Source organism: Mycobacterium sp. 155 (genome assembly GCF_000373905.1).
Classification (GTDB): domain Bacteria; phylum Actinomycetota; class Actinomycetes; order Mycobacteriales; family Mycobacteriaceae; genus Mycobacterium.
The window spans coordinates 2,006,865-2,023,319 of the sequence record NZ_KB892705.1; the positions used below are offsets into that span (position 1 = coordinate 2,006,865).

Consider the following 16,455-nt stretch of genomic DNA (forward strand, 5'->3'; position numbering starts at 1 on the left):
TCTTCGACGGATCCCAAGCTCCCCGATGGTCGTCGCTCAGGCCGTGCCCGCCACCAGCCAGCGGCCCGAGAAGGCCCGCCAGCCGACGAACACCAACCGCAGCACCATGAAAGTGCTCAGTCCGGCCCAGATACCAAGCAGGCCCCAGCGGAAGATCAGCGACAGCCAGACCAGAGGCAGAAAGCCGGCCAGCGCACTGATCAGCGTGGCATTGCGCATGAATTTGGCGTCGCCGGCACCGAGCAGAACTCCGTCGATGGCGAAAACAATTCCGGCGATAGGCAATTGGGCCACGAGGAACCACCACGGCACGCCGATCTCGTCGAGGACCGACCGATCGTCGGTGAACAATGCGGGCAGCACGTGGGCCCCGATCCCGAACACCGCCGCCAGTACCGCACCGGCCGCAGTCGAGAACAATGTCACGCGCCAGGCCACCACTTTGGCGTGGTCGAGTTGCCCCGCGCCCAGAGCGGCACCCACCAACGACTGCGCCGCGATCGCCAGTGAATCGAGCACCAGCGCAAGGAAACTCCACAGCTGCAGCACCACCTGGTGAGCGGCCACGGCGGCCGCGCCGAATCGGGCCGCGACTGCTCCCGCCGACACAAAACATGCCTGAAACGCCATGGTGCGCAGCAACAAGTCCCGGCCCAGCACCACCTGGGCGCGAAGCACCGACGGGTGCAACCGCAGCGGCACCCGCTCTGAAAGCAACGCCCGGACGAACAGGATCGCCGCCACCCACTGCCCCACCAGGTTCGCGACGGCTGAGCCGGCCAACTCCAACCGTGGCATCCCCAGCCAGCCGTAGACGAGCAGCGGACACAACACCGCCGACACCGAAAACCCGGCGATCACGTAGCGCAATGGCCGGACGGTGTCCTGCACACCGCGCATCCAACCGTTGCCCGCCATCGAGATCAGGATCGCGGGCGCGCCGAGGACCGCGATCCGCAGCCACGGCAGCGCCGCCTGCGCGATCGCTCCGCCACCGGCGATCACCGTCAGCAACGGAGCCGCGACAACCTGCACGACCGCGCAGAGCACCAATCCGATCGACACGGCCAGCCAGGTGGCTTGAACACCCTCACCGACCGCGGCCGCCCGGTCCCCGGCTCCGAAGAATCGAGCCGATCGCGCCGTGGTTCCGTAGGACAGGAAGGTCAGACTGGAGCCAGCCAGATTGAGGACCAGACCGCCGATGGCCAAGCCGGCCAGGCTGACTGCGCCCAACCGCCCGACGATCGCGGTGTCGAACAGCAGATAGAGCGGTTCGGCCGCCAGCACTCCGAGCGCCGGGAACGCCAACGCAGCGATGCGCCGACTCGTCGCGGGCGCAACGGGCAGGTCGCCTTCCGGCTCAACCAAGAGCAGCCTGCAGTGCCTGGATCACGTCGTCGACAGGGCCCGTGGCCGAGTATCCGGCCGCATGGGGGTGACCGCCACCGCCGAACGAGCTGGCGACCTCGGCGAGGTTGACCGACTTGGCTCGCATCGACACCGACCAGTGCTGCGGTTCGATCTCCTTGAACACCGCGGCGACCTCGGCCTGCTGCGTGGTGCGAACGATGTCGACGATGCTCTCGACTTCCTCGGGCCGGGCACCTGACCACTCGGAGTGCGAGACAACGACGTATACCAGGCCGCGACCGTCGAGGGCCTCCGGACACAGCCGCGCCGAGGACAGCACGCGCGACAGCATCGGCAGCCAAGCGAACGGATGGGTGTCGAGCAGCGCACGGCTGATCGAGGCGTTGTCCACGCCCAGCTCGACGAGTCGTGCGGCGAGCCGGTGTGCCCGCGCGCTGGCCCAGCGGAACGATCCGGTGTCGGTGGTCAGACCTGCGTACAGGCAATGGGCGACCTGCCGGTCGATCGGCTTGTCCCACGCGTCGAGGATCTCGGCCACCAGCATGGTGGTGGAGTCCGCTGTTGGGTCGACGTAGTTGGCGGTTCCGAACAGCTGATTGGAAGCGTGATGGTCGATGACCAGCACCTCCCGCCCGCCCTCGGCGAGACCGCTCAACGCGCCGAGCCTGTTGATACTCGGGATGTCCACGGTGACAACCAGATCGGCATCCTCACGGACACCCTCCGGTACCACCAGCAGGTGGCCACCGGGCAGCGTCTGCAAGGATTCGGGCAATGTCTCGGGAGCCGCGAACGCGACCTGGACGTGTTTGCCCGCCGCGTCGAGGACTCGAGCCAGCGCCAGCCCCGCGCCGATGGTGTCGGCATCGGGATAGATGTGGCACACCACACTGACGCTCGACGCGACCGACAACAACTCGACAGCCCCGTGCGCGTCGACGCGCACACCGGGGGCGACGATGTCAGTCGCCATATGTTCGGTCTTGGAATCCGTAACTGTCACCGGCGTCCTCTATGTCTGCCCCGTTGGCAGGCCCGTTCACATCCTCCGCCCCGCTCACACGGTACGGGTCGGCGTCGCCGGCATGCTTGGCGCCCTCCCGAACTCTTGCCAAATCCTCATCCGCGGCCCGCGCGGCGGCCAGCAGCTCCTCCATGCGGTGCGCCGCATCGGGCACGGTGTCGCGGACGAACGCCAGGGTCGGGGTGAACCGCACCCCGGTCCCGGCGCCCACCTTGGTCCGCAACACGCCCTTGGCCTTCTCCAAGGCGGCCGCCGCGCCGGCGTAATCCGGCGCGTCGTCCAGCGTCTGACCTATCACCGTGTAGTACAGCGTGGCGTCATGCAGATCACCCGACACTTTCGCATCGGTGATCGTGACACCGGCCAGCCGCGGATCCTTGATCTCGTACTCGATGGTCGAGGCGACGATCGTGGAGATCCGCTTGGCGAGCCTCTTCGCGCGGGCAGGATCAGCCACAATGCTCCTCACGCAAGCGTTCGTCGACCATGTCTTACGTACGCGCCTTCTCGACCAGCTCGTACGTCTCGATGACGTCGCCTTCCTTGATGTCGGAGTAGGTCAGCGTCAGACCGCACTCGTAGCCTTCGCGGACCTCGGTGGCATCGTCCTTCTCCCGCTTGAGCGAGGAAACCGTGAGGTTCTCGGCGACCACGACGTTGTCGCGCAGCAACCGGGCCTTGGCGTTGCGGCGCATGATCCCGGACTGCACGAGGCAGCCGGCGATGTTGCCGATCCTGGACGACCGGAAGATCGCCCGGATCTCGGCGCGGCCGAGCTCCTTCTCCTCGTAGACAGGCTTGAGCATGCCCTTGAGCGCACTCTCGATGTCGTCGATGGCCTGGTAGATCACCGAGTAGTAGCGGATCTCCACGCCTTCGCGGTTGGCCAGCTCGGTTGCCTTGCCCTCGGCACGGACGTTGAACCCGATGATGATCGCGTCCGATGCCGACGCCAGGTTGACGTTGGTCTCGGTGACACCACCGACGCCACGGTCGATGACGCGCAGCTCCACCTCGTCGTCGACCTGAATACCCATGAGGGCTTCCTCGAGGGCCTCGACGGTACCCGAGTTGTCGCCCTTGAGGATCAGGTTCAGCTGGCTGGTTTCCTTCAGCGCCGAATCGAGATCTTCCAGGCTGATCCGCTTGCGAGACCGGGCGGCCAGCGCATTGCGCTTGCGCGCGTTGCGACGATCGGCGATCTGGCGGGCAATACGGTCCTCGTCGACGACCAGCAGGTTGTCACCTGCGCCGGGCACCGACGTGAAACCGACGACCTGCACCGGCCGGGACGGCAGTGCCTCTTCGATGTCGTCGCCGTGCTCGTCGACCATCCGGCGGACACGCCCATAGGCGTCGCCCGCGACGATCGAGTCGCCGACCCGCAGGGTGCCGCGCTGGATGAGCACGGTGGCCACGGGCCCACGGCCACGGTCCAGGTGCGCCTCGATGGCCACACCCTGGGCTTCCATGTCGGGGTTCGCCCGCAGGTCCAGGGCAGCGTCGGCGGTCAGCAGCACCGCTTCGAGCAGCTGGTCGATGTTGGTGCCCTGCCGTGCCGAGATGTCGACGAACATGGTGTCGCCGCCGTAATCCTCGGCCACCAGGTTGTACTCGGTGAGCTGGGCCCGGATCTTCTGCGGGTCAGCGCCTTCCTTGTCGATCTTGTTGACCGCAACCACGATCGGCACATCGGCGGCCTGCGCGTGGTTGATCGCCTCGACCGTCTGCGGCATGACGCCGTCGTCGGCGGCGACCACAAGGATCGCGATGTCGGTGGCCTTCGCACCACGAGCGCGCATGGCGGTGAACGCCTCGTGACCCGGGGTGTCGATGAAGGTGATGGGCCGGACGTTGCCGTCCAGATCCACCTCGACCTGGTAAGCGCCGATGTGCTGCGTGATGCCACCGGCCTCGCCCTCGCGGACGTTGGCCTTACGGATGGTGTCGAGCAGTCGCGTCTTGCCGTGGTCGACGTGGCCCATGACGGTAACGACCGGCGGACGAATCTGCAGGTCTTCCTCGCCGCCTTCGTCCTCGCCGTAGGTGAGGTCGAACGATTCGAGCAGCTCGCGGTCCTCGTCCTCAGGCGAGACCACCTGCACGACGTAGTTCATCTCGCTGCCGAGCAGCTCCAGGGTCTCGTCTCCGACCGACTGGGTCGCGGTGACCATCTCACCGAGGTTGAACAGTGCCTGCACCAGCGATGCCGGGTTGGCGTTGATCTTGTCGGCGAAATCGCTCAGCGACGCGCCGCGGGCCAGCCGGATGGTCTCGCCGTTGCCGTGCGGCAACCGCACGCCACCGACGACCGGCGCCTGCATCGAGTCGTATTCCTGCCGCTTCTGCCGCTTCGACTTGCGGCCACGCTTGGGCGCGCCGCCGGGACGACCGAAGGCACCTGCAGCGCCGCCGCGCTGGCCGGGACGGCCACCGCCGCCACCACCACCGCCGCCGGGACGACCCCGGAAACCGCCGGCGGCCGCTCCGCCGCCGGCATTACCGCCACCACCACCGGCGCCGCCGCCGCGGTAGTTACCGCCGCCGCCACCACCCGGGCGACTACCCTGACCTGCGCCCGGACGGGGACCACCACCGGGTCGCGGACCGGGGCGTGGTCCGCCACGGCCGGGGGCGCCGGCCGCGGGACGCGGAGGCATGTTGCCGGGTGTGGGCCGGGGGCTGCCGGGGCGCGGTTGCGGCCGCGGAATAGGCCGCTCCACGGGCTGCTGCGACGAGAACGGGTTGTTGCCAACACGCGGCGTGCGCGGGGCCGGCTTAGGTGCGTTGGACGGTCCGGGACGTGGGCCAGGTGTTGCGCCCGGCGCCGGACGCGGGGCCGTGGGCGGCGCGCTGGGCGCGACGGCCGCGGGCTGAGTCGGCGCAGCGGGCGGTTGCGGGGCTGCGGGCTTGGGTGCCGACGGCCGGGCCGGCACTGCCGGGGCTGGGCTCTCCGGAGCCACTGCCGCAGGAGCGGGCCGGGCCGGGGCCGGGGTCGGCCTGGCTGCCGCGGCGGGCGCAGGAGCCGGTGCGCCAGGCGTGGCGGCCGGGCGCGCCGGACCGGGCGCGGGCACACCGTTGCCCTGGCGGCCGCGAGCCTTCTCGCCGGGCTTGGCGCTGGGCCTTGCCTCAGGCTTGGTCTCGGTCTTCGAACCGAACGATTCGCGCAAACGACGCGCGACCGGCGGCTCCACTGTGGAAGACGCCGACTTGACGAACTCGCCTTGCTCCTTGAGCTTGGCTAAAAGTTCCTTACTTGTGACACCGAGTTCCTTCGCCAACTCGTGTACACGGGCCTTACCTGCCACTACTTCTCCTCATCTGGAGGCGACAGCGGTGGTAGGCGCCGCGCCTCGGGTTAGCTATGACGCATGGTCATCGGGGCTTCACGGTGTGCTCATGTTCTTCGCTACCTGTTCTTCTGACCGGGTGGACGAGCCGACGACTGTTCGACGAACTCGACCACCGCTGAGGTGTCCGGTGAACCGGCGATGCGCAACGCTCGTACGAATGCTCGCCGCCGGACTGCCACCTGCACGCACTGCTGGTCGGGATGCAACCACGCACCTCGCCCGGGCAGGCTTGCCGCTGTGTCAACGGTCACGGCACACTGGCCATTCCCGTCGGTCACCGCGACTACACGAAACAATTCGACGGCCAACTCTCGCTTCCGACACCCGACGCACGTCCGCACCGGTCCGGCAGGACTGCCGGGGTTGCGTCGATGCGTGGAGGTCGGAGACTCGCGCTGGATCACGGCTGAGTCTACCGCCCCGCGGGCTGTGCTCCGAACCGCCGGTCGGCGTTAGCGTTCCGGCACCACACGCGAGGCCGTGTCGGAGTCCGGTTGTGCGGCAGCATCGCTACGAATGTCGATCCGCCATCCCGTCAATCGGGCCGCCAACCTGGCATTCTGGCCTTCCTTGCCGATGGCCAACGACAGCTGGAAGTCCGGCACCACCACCCGCGCCGCGCGTGCCGCCTCGTCGATCACCGACACCGACACGACCTTCGCCGGCGACAGCGCGTGGGCGACGAATCGGGCGGGGTCTTCGTCGAAGTCGATGATGTCGATCTTCTCGCCGGACAACTCGCTCATCACGTTACGGACCCGCTGGCCCATCGGCCCGATGCACGCACCCTTGGCGTTGAGCCCGGGCACCCGCGAGGCGACGGCGATCTTGGACCGGTGACCGGCCTCGCGGGCCACAGCCACGATCTCGACCGATCCATCGGCGATCTCGGGCACCTCCAACGAGAACAGCTTCCGAACCAGGTTCGGGTGAGTGCGTGACAACGTGATCAGCGGTTCGCGGGCGCCACGGGTGACCCCGACGACGTAGCAGCGGAGCCGGTCGCCGTGTTCGTAACGCTCCCCCGGCACCTGCTCGGCCGCAGGGATGACCCCTTCGGACCCCTTGGTCTCGGTGCCTATGCGCACGACCACCAGCCCACGGGCATTGGCCCGCGCGTCACGCTGGATGACGCCCGCCACGATGTCGCCCTCATGCGCCGCGAACTCGCCGTAAGTCTTCTCGTTCTCCGCGTCGCGCAGCCGCTGCAGGATCACCTGACGGGCGGTTGTTGCCGCGATCCGGCCGAAACCCTCTGGTGTGTCATCCCACTCATGGAGGACGTTGCCGTCCGCATCGGTCTGGCGGGCCATGACCTTGACCGCGCCGGTTTTCCGGTCGATGTCGATATAGGCGTCGGGCTCATGCCCCTCGGTATGCCGGTACGCGGTTAACAGGGCTGATTTGATGGTATCCACGACCACGTCGACCGTGATGCCTTTGTCGGCTTCGATGGCATGCAGCGCCGTCATGTCGATGTTCATGCCCCAGCCCCCTTCCCGGTCTCTCCGACCAACTCCAACTCGCGTTGGCTTGGTGGCGAGAACTCCACTTGGACAACAGCTTTGACAATGTCGGCCGGATTGATCCGACGCACGGCGAAATCGCGCCCGTCCCTGACCACGATCTCGACCGCCTCGGAGTCGGTGCGCCCCACCCTGCCGGTCAGCTGCGAATCGTCGGCCAACGTCAACTCCGCCTTGCGGCCGCGGGCCCGACGGAAGTGCTTCTCCTCGGTCAGCGGGCGGTCCACCCCGGGCGACGTGACCTCCAGCACATACGGCGTGTCGCCAGTCCGCGCGAGCTGATCGAGCAACTCCGAAGCCGTCCTGGAGAGCGCCGCGAGTGATTCGAGATCAAGACCGGTGTCCCCGTCGGCGACCACAGTGATCCGGGGCGGACGCGTGGCAGCGTCGACGACGACCTGGTCGATTTCGTATCCGGCGCGCGCAAACTCGCCGTCCAGCAGCTCGATCACCTGCTTCTGCGACGGCAAATCCGCAGACCGCAACTTCGGATCCGGTGCCACGGCGAGCTCCTCATCTTGAGTTGTTCGGACACGATTCCCAAGCCAAGTCCTGGCAGGCCCCTGGAATCGACTTTCCACGATACGCCAGGGGCAAGGCAGCAACCGGCAGACCAAGTCGGGCATCCGGAATGTCGCCGGTGCCACCCGCGCCTTGCCAGCGTGCTGCGGCCGTGCCGAGCAATGGCAGGATGTTGCACGTGCCGAGTGCCCTACCGAAAATCAGCCGGCGGCGGGCTTTGCTCTCGGCCGCCGCTCTGGCCCTGCTGGGCACCGCCGCCGCAGGCTGCGGGCAACCCCCACCACCGCCGGATCTCGCCGACCTGGCGGCGCAGCTGGACCGGGCCCGCGCGGACAGCAAGCTGGCCTCCGACGCGGCCGGCGCTCAGCCGTCGCAGTCGGCGCAGGTGCGAGCGTTGACGGTGGTGGCCGCCGAACGTTCGGCGCATGCCCAGGCGCTCACCGACGAGTTGGTCCGGATGGCCGGCACCAAGGCGCCGACCGCGCAACCGTCGACCTCGCCGGCCACATCGACGGCGGCGGGCAGCCCCGCATCCGCACCGACCGTGGCCGACGTGATCAGCGCTCTCAAACAGTCCGCGCAGGATGCGGCGCAACTGGCCTCCCGACTCTCCGGCTACCGCGCCGGTCTCATCGGTTCCATCGCGGCGTCGTGCACGGCCGCCTACACCGTCGCACTCGGCGGTGCGCAATGACGACCACCGAACCGCTACCTTCGGAACCCGCGCGCCCGGCCGATGCCGCCGACCGGGCCCTGTTCGACGCCATAGCCGCCGAGCACAGCATCATCTACGGCTACGGCATAGTTTCGGCGCATTCGACACCCGACGACAACGCGCTGGTAGCTGCCGCCATGGCCGAACACCGAGACCGTCGCGAAGCCGCGATCACCATGCTCACCGCCCGATCGGTGTCCCCGCCGCTGCCCGCGGCCGGATATCAGCTTCCGATGCCGGTGGCCAACCCCACCGACGCGGCGAACCTCGCCGTGCGCATGGAGCAGGACGCCGCAGTGGCCTGGCGCGCGGTGCTCGAGCAGGCCACCAGTGACGAGGACCGGGCCTTTGCGGTGACCGCATTGACCCAAGCGGCGGTCACCGCGGCGAAATGGCGTGCGCAGCTGGGCACCTGGCCGGTCACCGTCGCTTTCCCGGGCGGCGCCGAGTCCAGCTGACCCGGCGCCTCCTAGCCCGGCGAACAGTCACGCAGGTCCCCGACACGCCGCTGTACGGGTACCGCCGTGTCTGTTCGCCCTAACTGGCCAGCGCCGCCGAGATCTCCGTGACGGCGTCGTCCACCGCGATCTCACGGTTCTCGCCGGTCAACCGGTTGCGGAGTTCGACGGTTCCGTCGGCCCAGCCGCGGCCGACCACGACGATCCACGGCATGCCGAGCAGCTCGGCGTCCTTGAACTTCACGCCGGGCGACGCCTTGCGGTCGTCGAAGAGCACCTCGTGGCCGAGCCGGTCCAGGCCGGCGACCAGCTCGGTGGCGCCCGTGCGCGCCGCCTCGTCCTTGTTGGCCACCACCACGTGCACGTCGAACGGCGCTACTGATACCGGCCAGCGCAGCCCGAGCTCGTCGTGCTGTTGTTCGGCGATCACCGCGACCATCCGCGATACCCCGACGCCATAGGAGCCCATGGTCAACCGGACCGGCTTGCCGTCCTCACCCAGTACATCAGCGGTGAATGCATCGGTGTACTTGCGGCCGAGCTGGAAGATGTGACCGATCTCGATGCCGCGCGCCGAGGTCAACACACCTGCACCGTCTGGTGACGGGTCGCCGTCCCGGACCTCGGCGGCCTCGATGGTGCCGTCGGCGGTGAAGTCACGGCCCATGACCAGACCGACGACGTGCTTGTTGGGGGCGTCGGCGCCGGTGATCCACGCCGTGCCGTCCACGATCCTGGGGTCGACGAGATAGCGAACCCCGTTCGCCAGCAACGCTTTCGGCCCCACGTATCCCTTGACCAAGAAAGGGTTCTTGGCGAAGTCGGCATCGTCGAGCAGGGCGAACTCGGCTGGCTCGAGTGCGGCACCCAGCCGCTTCTCGTCGACCTCACGGTCACCGGGCACGCCGACCGCGAGCAACTCCCAGTCGCCGCCCGGCTCGCGGGTCTTGAGCAGGATGTTCTTGAGGGTGTCGGCTGCGGTGACCGCTCGGTCCGAGAACTGTTCCAGGCCGGCCGAATTGGCCCAGTCCACCAGTGTCGCGATGGTCGGGGTGTTCGGAGTTTCATGCACCACGGCCGCTGGTTGCCCCTCGATCGGCAGTGGCGCCGGCGCCCGGGTCACGACCGCTTCGACGTTGGCGGCGTAGCCGGATTCCACGCACCGCACGAAGGTGTCCTCACCGACCTCGCTTTCGGCTAGGAACTCCTCCGAGGCACTGCCGCCCATAGCTCCCGAGACTGCCGACACAATCACGTAGTGCACACCCGCGCGTTCGAAGATCTTCTGGTAGGCCGCGCGGTGCGCGTGGTATGCGTTCTTGAGGCCGTCGTCGTCGATGTCGAACGAGTACGAGTCCTTCATGACGAACTCGCGGCCCCGCAGAATGCCTGCACGCGGACGCGCCTCGTCGCGGTACTTGGTCTGGATTTGGTACAGCAGGACCGGGAAGTCCTTGTAGGAGGAGTACTCTCCCTTGACCGTCAGCGTGAAGATCTCTTCGTGCGTGGGGCCGAGCAGATAATCGTTGCCTCGACGGTCCTGCAACCGGAAAAGGTTGTCGCCGTACTCGGTCCACCGGTTGGTGGTGTCGTACGGACCTCGTGGCAGCAGGGCGGGCAGGAGGATCTCCTGGCCGCCGATCGCGTTCATCTCGTCGCGGACGATCTTCTCGATCCGGCGCAGAACCCGGAGCCCCAGTGGCAGCCAGCTATAGATGCCTGGGCCGACCGGACGGACATATCCGGCCCGGATCAGCAGCTTGTGGCTGGGCACCTCGGCGTCGGCGGGGTCGTCGCGAAGCGTGCGCAGGAACAGCTCTGACATACGGGTGATCACAGCGGGCTAGCTTACTGAAGGCCCAACCCACGCCGAGCGTCGTCCCGAGCAGCCGAACCACCGTGCTGTGGGCCGGTGCCGGGGTGCGGACCGGGCCAGCCGACGACGCCGGCGCCGAACCGAGCGCTACAACCCCCGGCACGCAGCGTCACTTGGCGGTAGATTATGTGCATAGTGCATGATTTTTGAACTGCATATTATGCGCTTTTCACATGTGATTGAAGGTGTGGCGCCATGCGAATCGCCATCAGCGGAGCAGGTATCGCCGGACCCGCCGTCGCGCACTGGTTGCGCCGGACGGGACACGTTCCAACACTGATCGACCATTCCCCGCATCTGCGAACCGGCGGCTACGTCGTCGATTTCTGGGGCATCGGCTATCGCGTCGCGCAGCTGATGGGCATCGAATCCGCAGTCCGCGCGGCCGGCTATCAGGCCCGGACGGTGCGCGGAGTTCGACCCGACGGGTCGCTGCTGGCCAGCATCGACGTGGGCGCATTCGTCGAGGCGGTCGCCGACCGCTACACCACCATCGCGCGGTCTGATCTGTCCGCGATCATCTTCGCCACCATCGCCGACGACGTCGAAACCATCTTCGGTGATTCCATCACCGCCATCGACGATCGGGCCGATGGCGTGACGGTGAGCTTCGACCAGCACCCGGCACGCGAATTCGACCTGGTGCTCGGTGCCGACGGCCTGCACTCCGGGGTACGCCGGATCGCGTTCGGGCAGCGCAGTCCCGAGTACTACCTGGGTTGCATGGTGGCCGCGTTCACCGCCACGGGATATCGGCCGCGCGACGAACTGAGCTACGTCCTGTACAACACCGTCGGCGCGCAGGTCGGACGCTTCGCCCTGCGCGATGACCGAACGCTGTTCCTATTCGTCTACCGGACACCGGCACCGGAGACCCCCGAACCCGTCGAGGTGGCGAAAGCGGCGCTGCGCGACCGATTCGCCGACGGCGGGTGGGAATGCCGACGGATCCTGGAACGGCTCGACGACACCGACGACCTCTACTTCGACAGCGTCAGCCAAATCCGGCAGGACAGCTGGTCCAGCGGCCGGGTCGCGCTGCTCGGTGACGCCGCCGCTGCGGTGTCGCTGATGGCCGGCGAGGGCACCGGCCTGGCGATGCTCGAAGCGTATGTGCTGGCCGGGGAGCTGCACCGGGCCGACGGCGACTACCGGCTAGCGCTGCCCGCTTACGAACAACGCCTGCGGCGGTTCGTCGAGGGAAAGCAGAGAGGCGCGACGAAATTCATCTCGTTCTTTGCCGCACAGTCACGGCTGGGACTGGGCCTGCGCAACGCCGGTGTGCGCGCACTGAGCATCAGAGCGCTGGCCAAGCTGGTCTCCGCGCGCAGTTTCCGCGATGATTTCGACCTACCCGACTACGGCATGTGAGCGATTCCCGAGAACCGATGAACGAAACCCACCGACGCGCCCCGGCGCCCACCGCCGTCTCCGGGCACTACCTCACCGAACTCGAGCAGGCCACCCGGGGACTGTTCGCCGCCAACGTCTCGGTGCTGGATCGCAGCGGCAAGCACATCGGGCTGACGTCGTTGCGCGCACTGCAGGCGCTGGATTGTCGCGGACCCAGCATGGTCGCCCAGCTGGCCACCGACCTGCACCTACTGCCCTCGACGGCCAGCCGGCTCAGCGACCGCCTGGCCGACGCCGGGTTGATCACCCGCGGCGTCTCACCGACCAACCGACGAGCGACGCAGCTGGAACTCACCGACGCGGGGCGCGCGGTGCTCGACGAACTGACTCGGCTGCGTATCGAGGTCTTCGCCGAGGTGGTGGCCCACATGACCGAGCAGGATCGGACCGCCCTGGTGCGTGGTACCGCGGCATTCACCCGGGCCCACCGCGCACTGACCGCAACTACCGCATCGTCGGCGGGCTCGCGCTGAGTCGGCGCCATCTCAGACCCGGTTACGGAAGGTCTCGTCGAACAGGTCCAGCACCGCCTGCCAGGCGCGCGCCGCGTGCGTCGGGTGATAGGCGACGCCCGGCACGGTGGCCATGGTGTGAGTGGTCCCCCCGGTGGGTGACCCGTCCGGGTTTGTCGGTTGCGCCCAGAAGGCGTGCTGGGCTCCGCCGTAGATATTCACCCGCCAGTCGACCCCGACGTCCTGGAGCACTCGGCTGAACGCCAGCACCCGATCGGGGGTGCAAAGCGGGTCTTCGGAGCCGGTGCAGAGCAGGAAGACGCCGGTCACGTCGGCCCAGTCGGCCGCAGTGATGTCCGGCAGGCTGGGATGGACGGCCGCGACGGCGTGGAACGGCACCCCCGCCCCGACGAGTTCGAGGACGATCCGGGCGCCGGCGCCGTAGCCGAGTGCGGCGAGCCGGTCCGGGTCGACACCGGGCACCGCCAGCAGGACATCGAGCGCGGCGCGGCCGATCGCGGCCATCCGCTGGGGATCGGCGATCAGCGGCAGGACCCGGGCCAGCATCGCGTCGGGTCGGCCGCTGAACAGCTGGCCGCCGTGATAGTCCATCGCCAAGGCCAGATAGCCGTGCGTAGCCAGATCGTCGGCACGACGCCGCTGATAGTCGTCGAGGCCGATCCCGTCGTGTCCGATGAGCACGGCCGGCCATGGCCCCTCGCCGTGCGGCCGTGCCAGGTGGGCAACCATGGTCAGGCCGTCCACGGCGTAGGTGACTTCCTGGGTTGCACTCATCGCCTCGGACGCTATCGGGCGGTCCGCAGTCCCGTCGCCGTGATTCGCTCTCGGCCGAAGTTGGCTGCCTCGGCCCTCCTCACCCACCTGCGGCGGGTGCGTCGTCGACGCGGCTACAGCTCCCCGGCGTCCAGCGCTTCCTTGACGTCCTGCGCATGTGCCACCTGCTCGGCGGTGTAGCCGATGAACAGTGCAGCGCCGCCGACCAGGACCGCCACCGCGGCCACCCACAGCAGGCCGTAGGTGTAGCCGGCGTCCAGCGCGGCGAGCTGCGCAGGGTTCATGTTCTTCACCGGGCCGGTGGTGCCGCCCAGGTACAGCGTGCGCGACGTGATGACGGCCTGAATCACCGACAGCACCAGCGGGCCACCGAGGCTCTGCAGCATCAGCGCGATCGCCGAGGCGGGGCCGATCCGGTCGAAGCCCACACCGGCGATCGCCGCGAGGGTCAGCGGCACCACGATCATGCCGATGCCGATGCCGCCGACCGTGATGGGAACCACCAGGTTCGGGAAGTAGGGGATGCCCGCGTGCAGCGTCGAGCCGTACAGCATCGCGCCCAACACCAGGATTCCGCCGGCGATGACCAACACCCGCGGCGAGAAGAACCGCACGGCCTGCGAGGAGACTCCGAGCCCGATGCCCATCCCGATCACGAACGGAATGAAGCCGATGCCCGCGTGCAGCGCGGTGTAGCCGAGGATGTCCTGCACGTACAGGCCGATCAGCACGGTCAGGGTGAACAGCACACCGCCGGCCAGGAAGATCGCCGCGAAGGTGGCGAGCCGGTTGCGCTCGTGGAACAGATCGAACGGGACGACGGGGTTCTCCGCGGTGCGTTCGGCAATGAGGAAGGCGAGACCGAAGACCGCGGCGGCCGCACCCGAACCGAGCGTGACGGGCGACAGCCAGCCGCGCTCGGGGCCCTGCGTGAAGGCGAACACCGCGGCCGTGCAGGCCAGCGTGGCCAGGAGCGCACCTGCTGCGTCCAGCTTCATCCGCTCGCGGTGCGTCTCCCGCAGCGCGGTGCGGGCCAGGTAGAGCATCACCAGCCCGATGGGCACGTTGACAATGAAGGCCCAGCGCCAGGACACCTCGGTGAGAGCTCCGCCGACCACCAGACCCATCACCGACCCGATGGCGGTCATCGCCCCGAACACCGCGGTGGCCAGGTTTCGGGCCGGCCCCTTGGGGAACGTGGTGGCGACCAGGGCCAGACCGGTGGGCGAGGCGATGGCGGCGCCGATACCCTGCAGCAGCCGGGCGGTCACCATCGTGGCTTCGTTCCACGCGCTGCCACACAGGATCGAGGCAATGGTGAACAGCGCAACACCCACGATGAAGGTGCGTTTACGGCCGATGGTGTCGCCGAGCCGGCCACCCAGCAGCATCAGACCGCCGAACGTGAGCACGTAGGCCGTGATGACCCAGCTGCGTCCGGCGTCGGACAGGCTCAGCTCGTCCTGGATCTTCGGCAACGCAACGATCGCGACGGTGCTATCCATGGTGGCAAGCAACTGCATGCCCGCAATGGCGATGACCGCCGACAGGAAACCCCAGGACGGGATCCAGGCCGGGAGCCGCGAAGCGGCCCCTTCGCGCTGGCCGCCGTCGCTGTCTGCCGCCTGGTACATCGGCAAAACCCGGTCCTCCCCGGCGTCGCGGTCCATTGCTGCGCGCTCTGCGTCATTGAGAGCCGTCATAGAGAATTACCTTACAGTAATCTTAAGAATCCTTTAGCCCGCGAACCCGGCCACAGCCCCTATGACGATGATCGCGGGAGGCCGGATGCCCTCTTCGCGGATCTTCTCCGGCGCGTCCCCAAGTGTGGCCCGCAACGTCCGCTGAGCCACCGTACTGCCGTGCTGCACGACCAGAACCGGCGTATCCGCAGGTCGGCCACCATCGAGCAGGGCCTTGGCGAACAACTCGATGCGTTCGACGGCCATCAGCAGCACGATGGTGCCGCTCATCTGAGCCAGTGCATTCCAATTCACTAACGATTCTGGGTGCCCAGGCGCAACGTGGCCGCTGACCACCACAAATTCGTGGGTGAGACCGCGATGGGTGACCGGAACGCCGGTCAACGCAGGAACTGCTATGGCACTGGTCACACCCGGCACGACGGTGACCGGAATCCCGGCTTCGGTGCAGGCCAGCACCTCCTCATAGCCTCGCGCGAACACGAACGGGTCGCCGCCTTTGAGTCGCACCACGAACTTGCCTGCCCTGGCCCGGTCGATGAGCACTTGATTGATCGCGTCCTGTGCCATTGCCCGTCCGTAGGGGATCTTGGCGGCGTCGATCACCTCAACGTGCGGCCCGAGCTCGGCGAGCAGATCCTGCGGCGCCAGTCGGTCGGCGACGACGACGTCGGCGCGGGCCAGCAGCCGCCGCCCCCGCACGGTGATGAGTTCGGGGTCCCCGGGGCCACCGCCCACAAGAGCTACCCCGTTGGGCGCCTCCCCCGTCATCTCCGCGGTGATGAGACCGCGTTGCAGCGCCTCGTGGATGGCTGACCGGATGGCCGCGGAACGGCGGTGCTCTCCACCGGCGAGCACACCCACCGACAGTCCGTCGTAGTCGAAGGTCGCCGGGGTGACGGCCGAACCCTCGCGGGCGATGTCGGCGCGCACGCAGAAGATGCGGCGTCGCTGGGCCTCGTCGGCGACAGCCGCATTGACATCGCCATCGTCGGTGGCCGCAATCACATACCAGGCCCCGTCCAAATCGCCGGGCCGGAAATCCCGCAGCGCGAGGGTGATCCCAGGCTCATCCTGAGCCAGCGCTTCCACCGCGGGAGTGGCGGCGCGGGCGACGACGTGCACGTCGGCGCCGTTGGCGATCAGCAGTGGCAGTCGGCGCTGGGCAACGGTTCCGGCGCCGACGACAACCACCTTCTTACCGGACAAACGCAGGCCGACGAGATAGGCGTTCTCTGTCATTT

General features: G+C 68.0%; 15 protein-coding genes. 4 read left to right on the plus strand and 11 right to left on the minus strand.

Translation table 11 applies throughout. From position 1 onward, the window contains the following. Positions 1-36 precede the first annotated feature (36 nt). From B133_RS0109465 to rimP, 7 genes are all read right to left on the minus strand, one after another. Positions 37-1,371, minus strand: coding sequence for an MATE family efflux transporter (locus B133_RS0109465; RefSeq protein ID WP_018600697.1), 1,335 nt, complete (start codon positions 1,369-1,371; stop codon positions 37-39). Then, positions 1,364-2,347, minus strand: coding sequence for a bifunctional oligoribonuclease/PAP phosphatase NrnA (locus tag B133_RS0109470; RefSeq protein WP_018600698.1), 984 nt, complete (start codon positions 2,345-2,347; stop codon positions 1,364-1,366). Before B133_RS0109470 ends, B133_RS0109465 begins: the two co-directional genes overlap by 8 nt. After that, entirely contained in the window at positions 2,337-2,855 is a 519-nt protein-coding gene (rbfA, locus tag B133_RS0109475) for a 30S ribosome-binding factor RbfA (protein WP_018600699.1), read from the minus strand. The genes B133_RS0109470 and rbfA overlap by 11 nt, the downstream gene beginning before the upstream one ends. Positions 2,856-2,889: 34 nt before the next feature. Further along, positions 2,890-5,706: a translation initiation factor IF-2 gene (infB, locus tag B133_RS22595; RefSeq protein ID WP_026256199.1), complete on the minus strand. Its 2,817-nt coding sequence runs from the start codon at positions 5,704-5,706 to the stop codon at positions 2,890-2,892. 101 nt (positions 5,707-5,807) lie between these two features. After that, entirely contained in the window at positions 5,808-6,155 is a 348-nt protein-coding gene (locus B133_RS25310) for a YlxR family protein (protein WP_081618206.1), read from the minus strand. 48 nt (positions 6,156-6,203) lie between these two features. Then, positions 6,204-7,235: a transcription termination factor NusA gene (gene nusA / locus B133_RS0109490; protein ID WP_018600702.1), complete on the minus strand. Its 1,032-nt coding sequence runs from the start codon at positions 7,233-7,235 to the stop codon at positions 6,204-6,206. Beyond that, positions 7,232-7,780, minus strand: a complete 549-nt coding sequence (rimP, locus tag B133_RS0109495) for a ribosome maturation factor RimP (RefSeq protein ID WP_018600703.1) — start codon at positions 7,778-7,780, stop codon at positions 7,232-7,234. The genes nusA and rimP overlap by 4 nt, the downstream gene beginning before the upstream one ends. 188 nt (positions 7,781-7,968) lie before the next feature. Here rimP and B133_RS0109500 point away from each other — a divergent pair, with 188 nt between their 5' ends. Both B133_RS0109500 and B133_RS0109505 read left to right on the plus strand, forming a co-directional pair. Further along, complete coding sequence (locus B133_RS0109500; protein ID WP_018600704.1) at positions 7,969-8,493, plus strand: hypothetical protein; 525 nt, start codon at positions 7,969-7,971, stop codon at positions 8,491-8,493. Further along, positions 8,490-8,972: a ferritin-like domain-containing protein gene (locus tag B133_RS0109505; RefSeq protein ID WP_018600705.1), complete on the plus strand. Its 483-nt coding sequence runs from the start codon at positions 8,490-8,492 to the stop codon at positions 8,970-8,972. The genes B133_RS0109500 and B133_RS0109505 overlap by 4 nt, the downstream gene beginning before the upstream one ends. A gap of 79 nt (positions 8,973-9,051) precedes the next feature. Here the strand turns inward: B133_RS0109505 and B133_RS0109510 are convergent, their stop codons facing one another. Beyond that, positions 9,052-10,809, minus strand: a complete 1,758-nt coding sequence (locus tag B133_RS0109510; protein WP_026256201.1) for a proline--tRNA ligase — start codon at positions 10,807-10,809, stop codon at positions 9,052-9,054. A 234-nt stretch (positions 10,810-11,043) separates the two neighbouring features. On the opposite strand from B133_RS0109510, the gene B133_RS0109515 reads away from it, so the two are divergent. Together B133_RS0109515 and B133_RS0109520 are read left to right on the plus strand one after the other, a co-directional pair. Then, positions 11,044-12,219: an FAD-binding domain gene (locus B133_RS0109515; protein ID WP_018600707.1), complete on the plus strand. Its 1,176-nt coding sequence runs from the start codon at positions 11,044-11,046 to the stop codon at positions 12,217-12,219. After that, positions 12,216-12,734, plus strand: a complete 519-nt coding sequence (locus B133_RS0109520) for a MarR family winged helix-turn-helix transcriptional regulator (RefSeq protein ID WP_232423279.1) — start codon at positions 12,216-12,218, stop codon at positions 12,732-12,734. Before B133_RS0109515 ends, B133_RS0109520 begins: the two co-directional genes overlap by 4 nt. Before the next feature lie 12 nt (positions 12,735-12,746). On the opposite strand, the gene B133_RS0109525 is transcribed toward B133_RS0109520, so the two are convergent. From B133_RS0109525 to cobA, 3 genes are all read right to left on the minus strand, one after another. Beyond that, on the minus strand, positions 12,747-13,508 hold the full coding sequence (locus B133_RS0109525) for a dienelactone hydrolase family protein (protein WP_018600709.1): 762 nt from the start codon (positions 13,506-13,508) through the stop codon (positions 12,747-12,749). 113 nt (positions 13,509-13,621) lie between these two features. Continuing rightward, positions 13,622-15,142 carry an MFS transporter gene (locus B133_RS0109530; protein WP_051088105.1) on the minus strand — a complete coding sequence of 507 codons (1,521 nt, stop codon included), beginning with the start codon at positions 15,140-15,142 and terminating at the stop codon, positions 13,622-13,624. 102 nt (positions 15,143-15,244) lie between these two features. After that, the gene (gene cobA / locus B133_RS0109535; protein ID WP_018600711.1) at positions 15,245-16,453 is read right to left on the minus strand and encodes a uroporphyrinogen-III C-methyltransferase; all 1,209 of its coding nucleotides are present in this window, start codon (positions 16,451-16,453) and stop codon (positions 15,245-15,247) included. Positions 16,454-16,455 lie beyond the last annotated feature (2 nt).

Coding starts and splice junctions, on each gene's coding strand:
- B133_RS0109470 (WP_018600698.1), bottom strand. CDS start 2,347: ATGGCGACTGACATCGTCGCCCCCGGTGTGCGCGTCGACGCGCACGGG.
- nusA (WP_018600702.1), bottom strand. CDS start 7,235: ATGAACATCGACATGACGGCGCTGCATGCCATCGAAGCCGACAAAGGC.
- B133_RS0109500 (WP_018600704.1), top strand. CDS start 7,969: ATGTTGCACGTGCCGAGTGCCCTACCGAAAATCAGCCGGCGGCGGGCT.
- B133_RS0109505 (WP_018600705.1), top strand. CDS start 8,490: ATGACGACCACCGAACCGCTACCTTCGGAACCCGCGCGCCCGGCCGAT.
- B133_RS0109515 (WP_018600707.1), top strand. CDS start 11,044: ATGCGAATCGCCATCAGCGGAGCAGGTATCGCCGGACCCGCCGTCGCG.
- B133_RS0109525 (WP_018600709.1), bottom strand. CDS start 13,508: ATGAGTGCAACCCAGGAAGTCACCTACGCCGTGGACGGCCTGACCATG.
- B133_RS0109530 (WP_051088105.1), bottom strand. CDS start 15,142: ATGTACCAGGCGGCAGACAGCGACGGCGGCCAGCGCGAAGGGGCCGCT.
- cobA (WP_018600711.1), bottom strand. CDS start 16,453: ATGACAGAGAACGCCTATCTCGTCGGCCTGCGTTTGTCCGGTAAGAAG.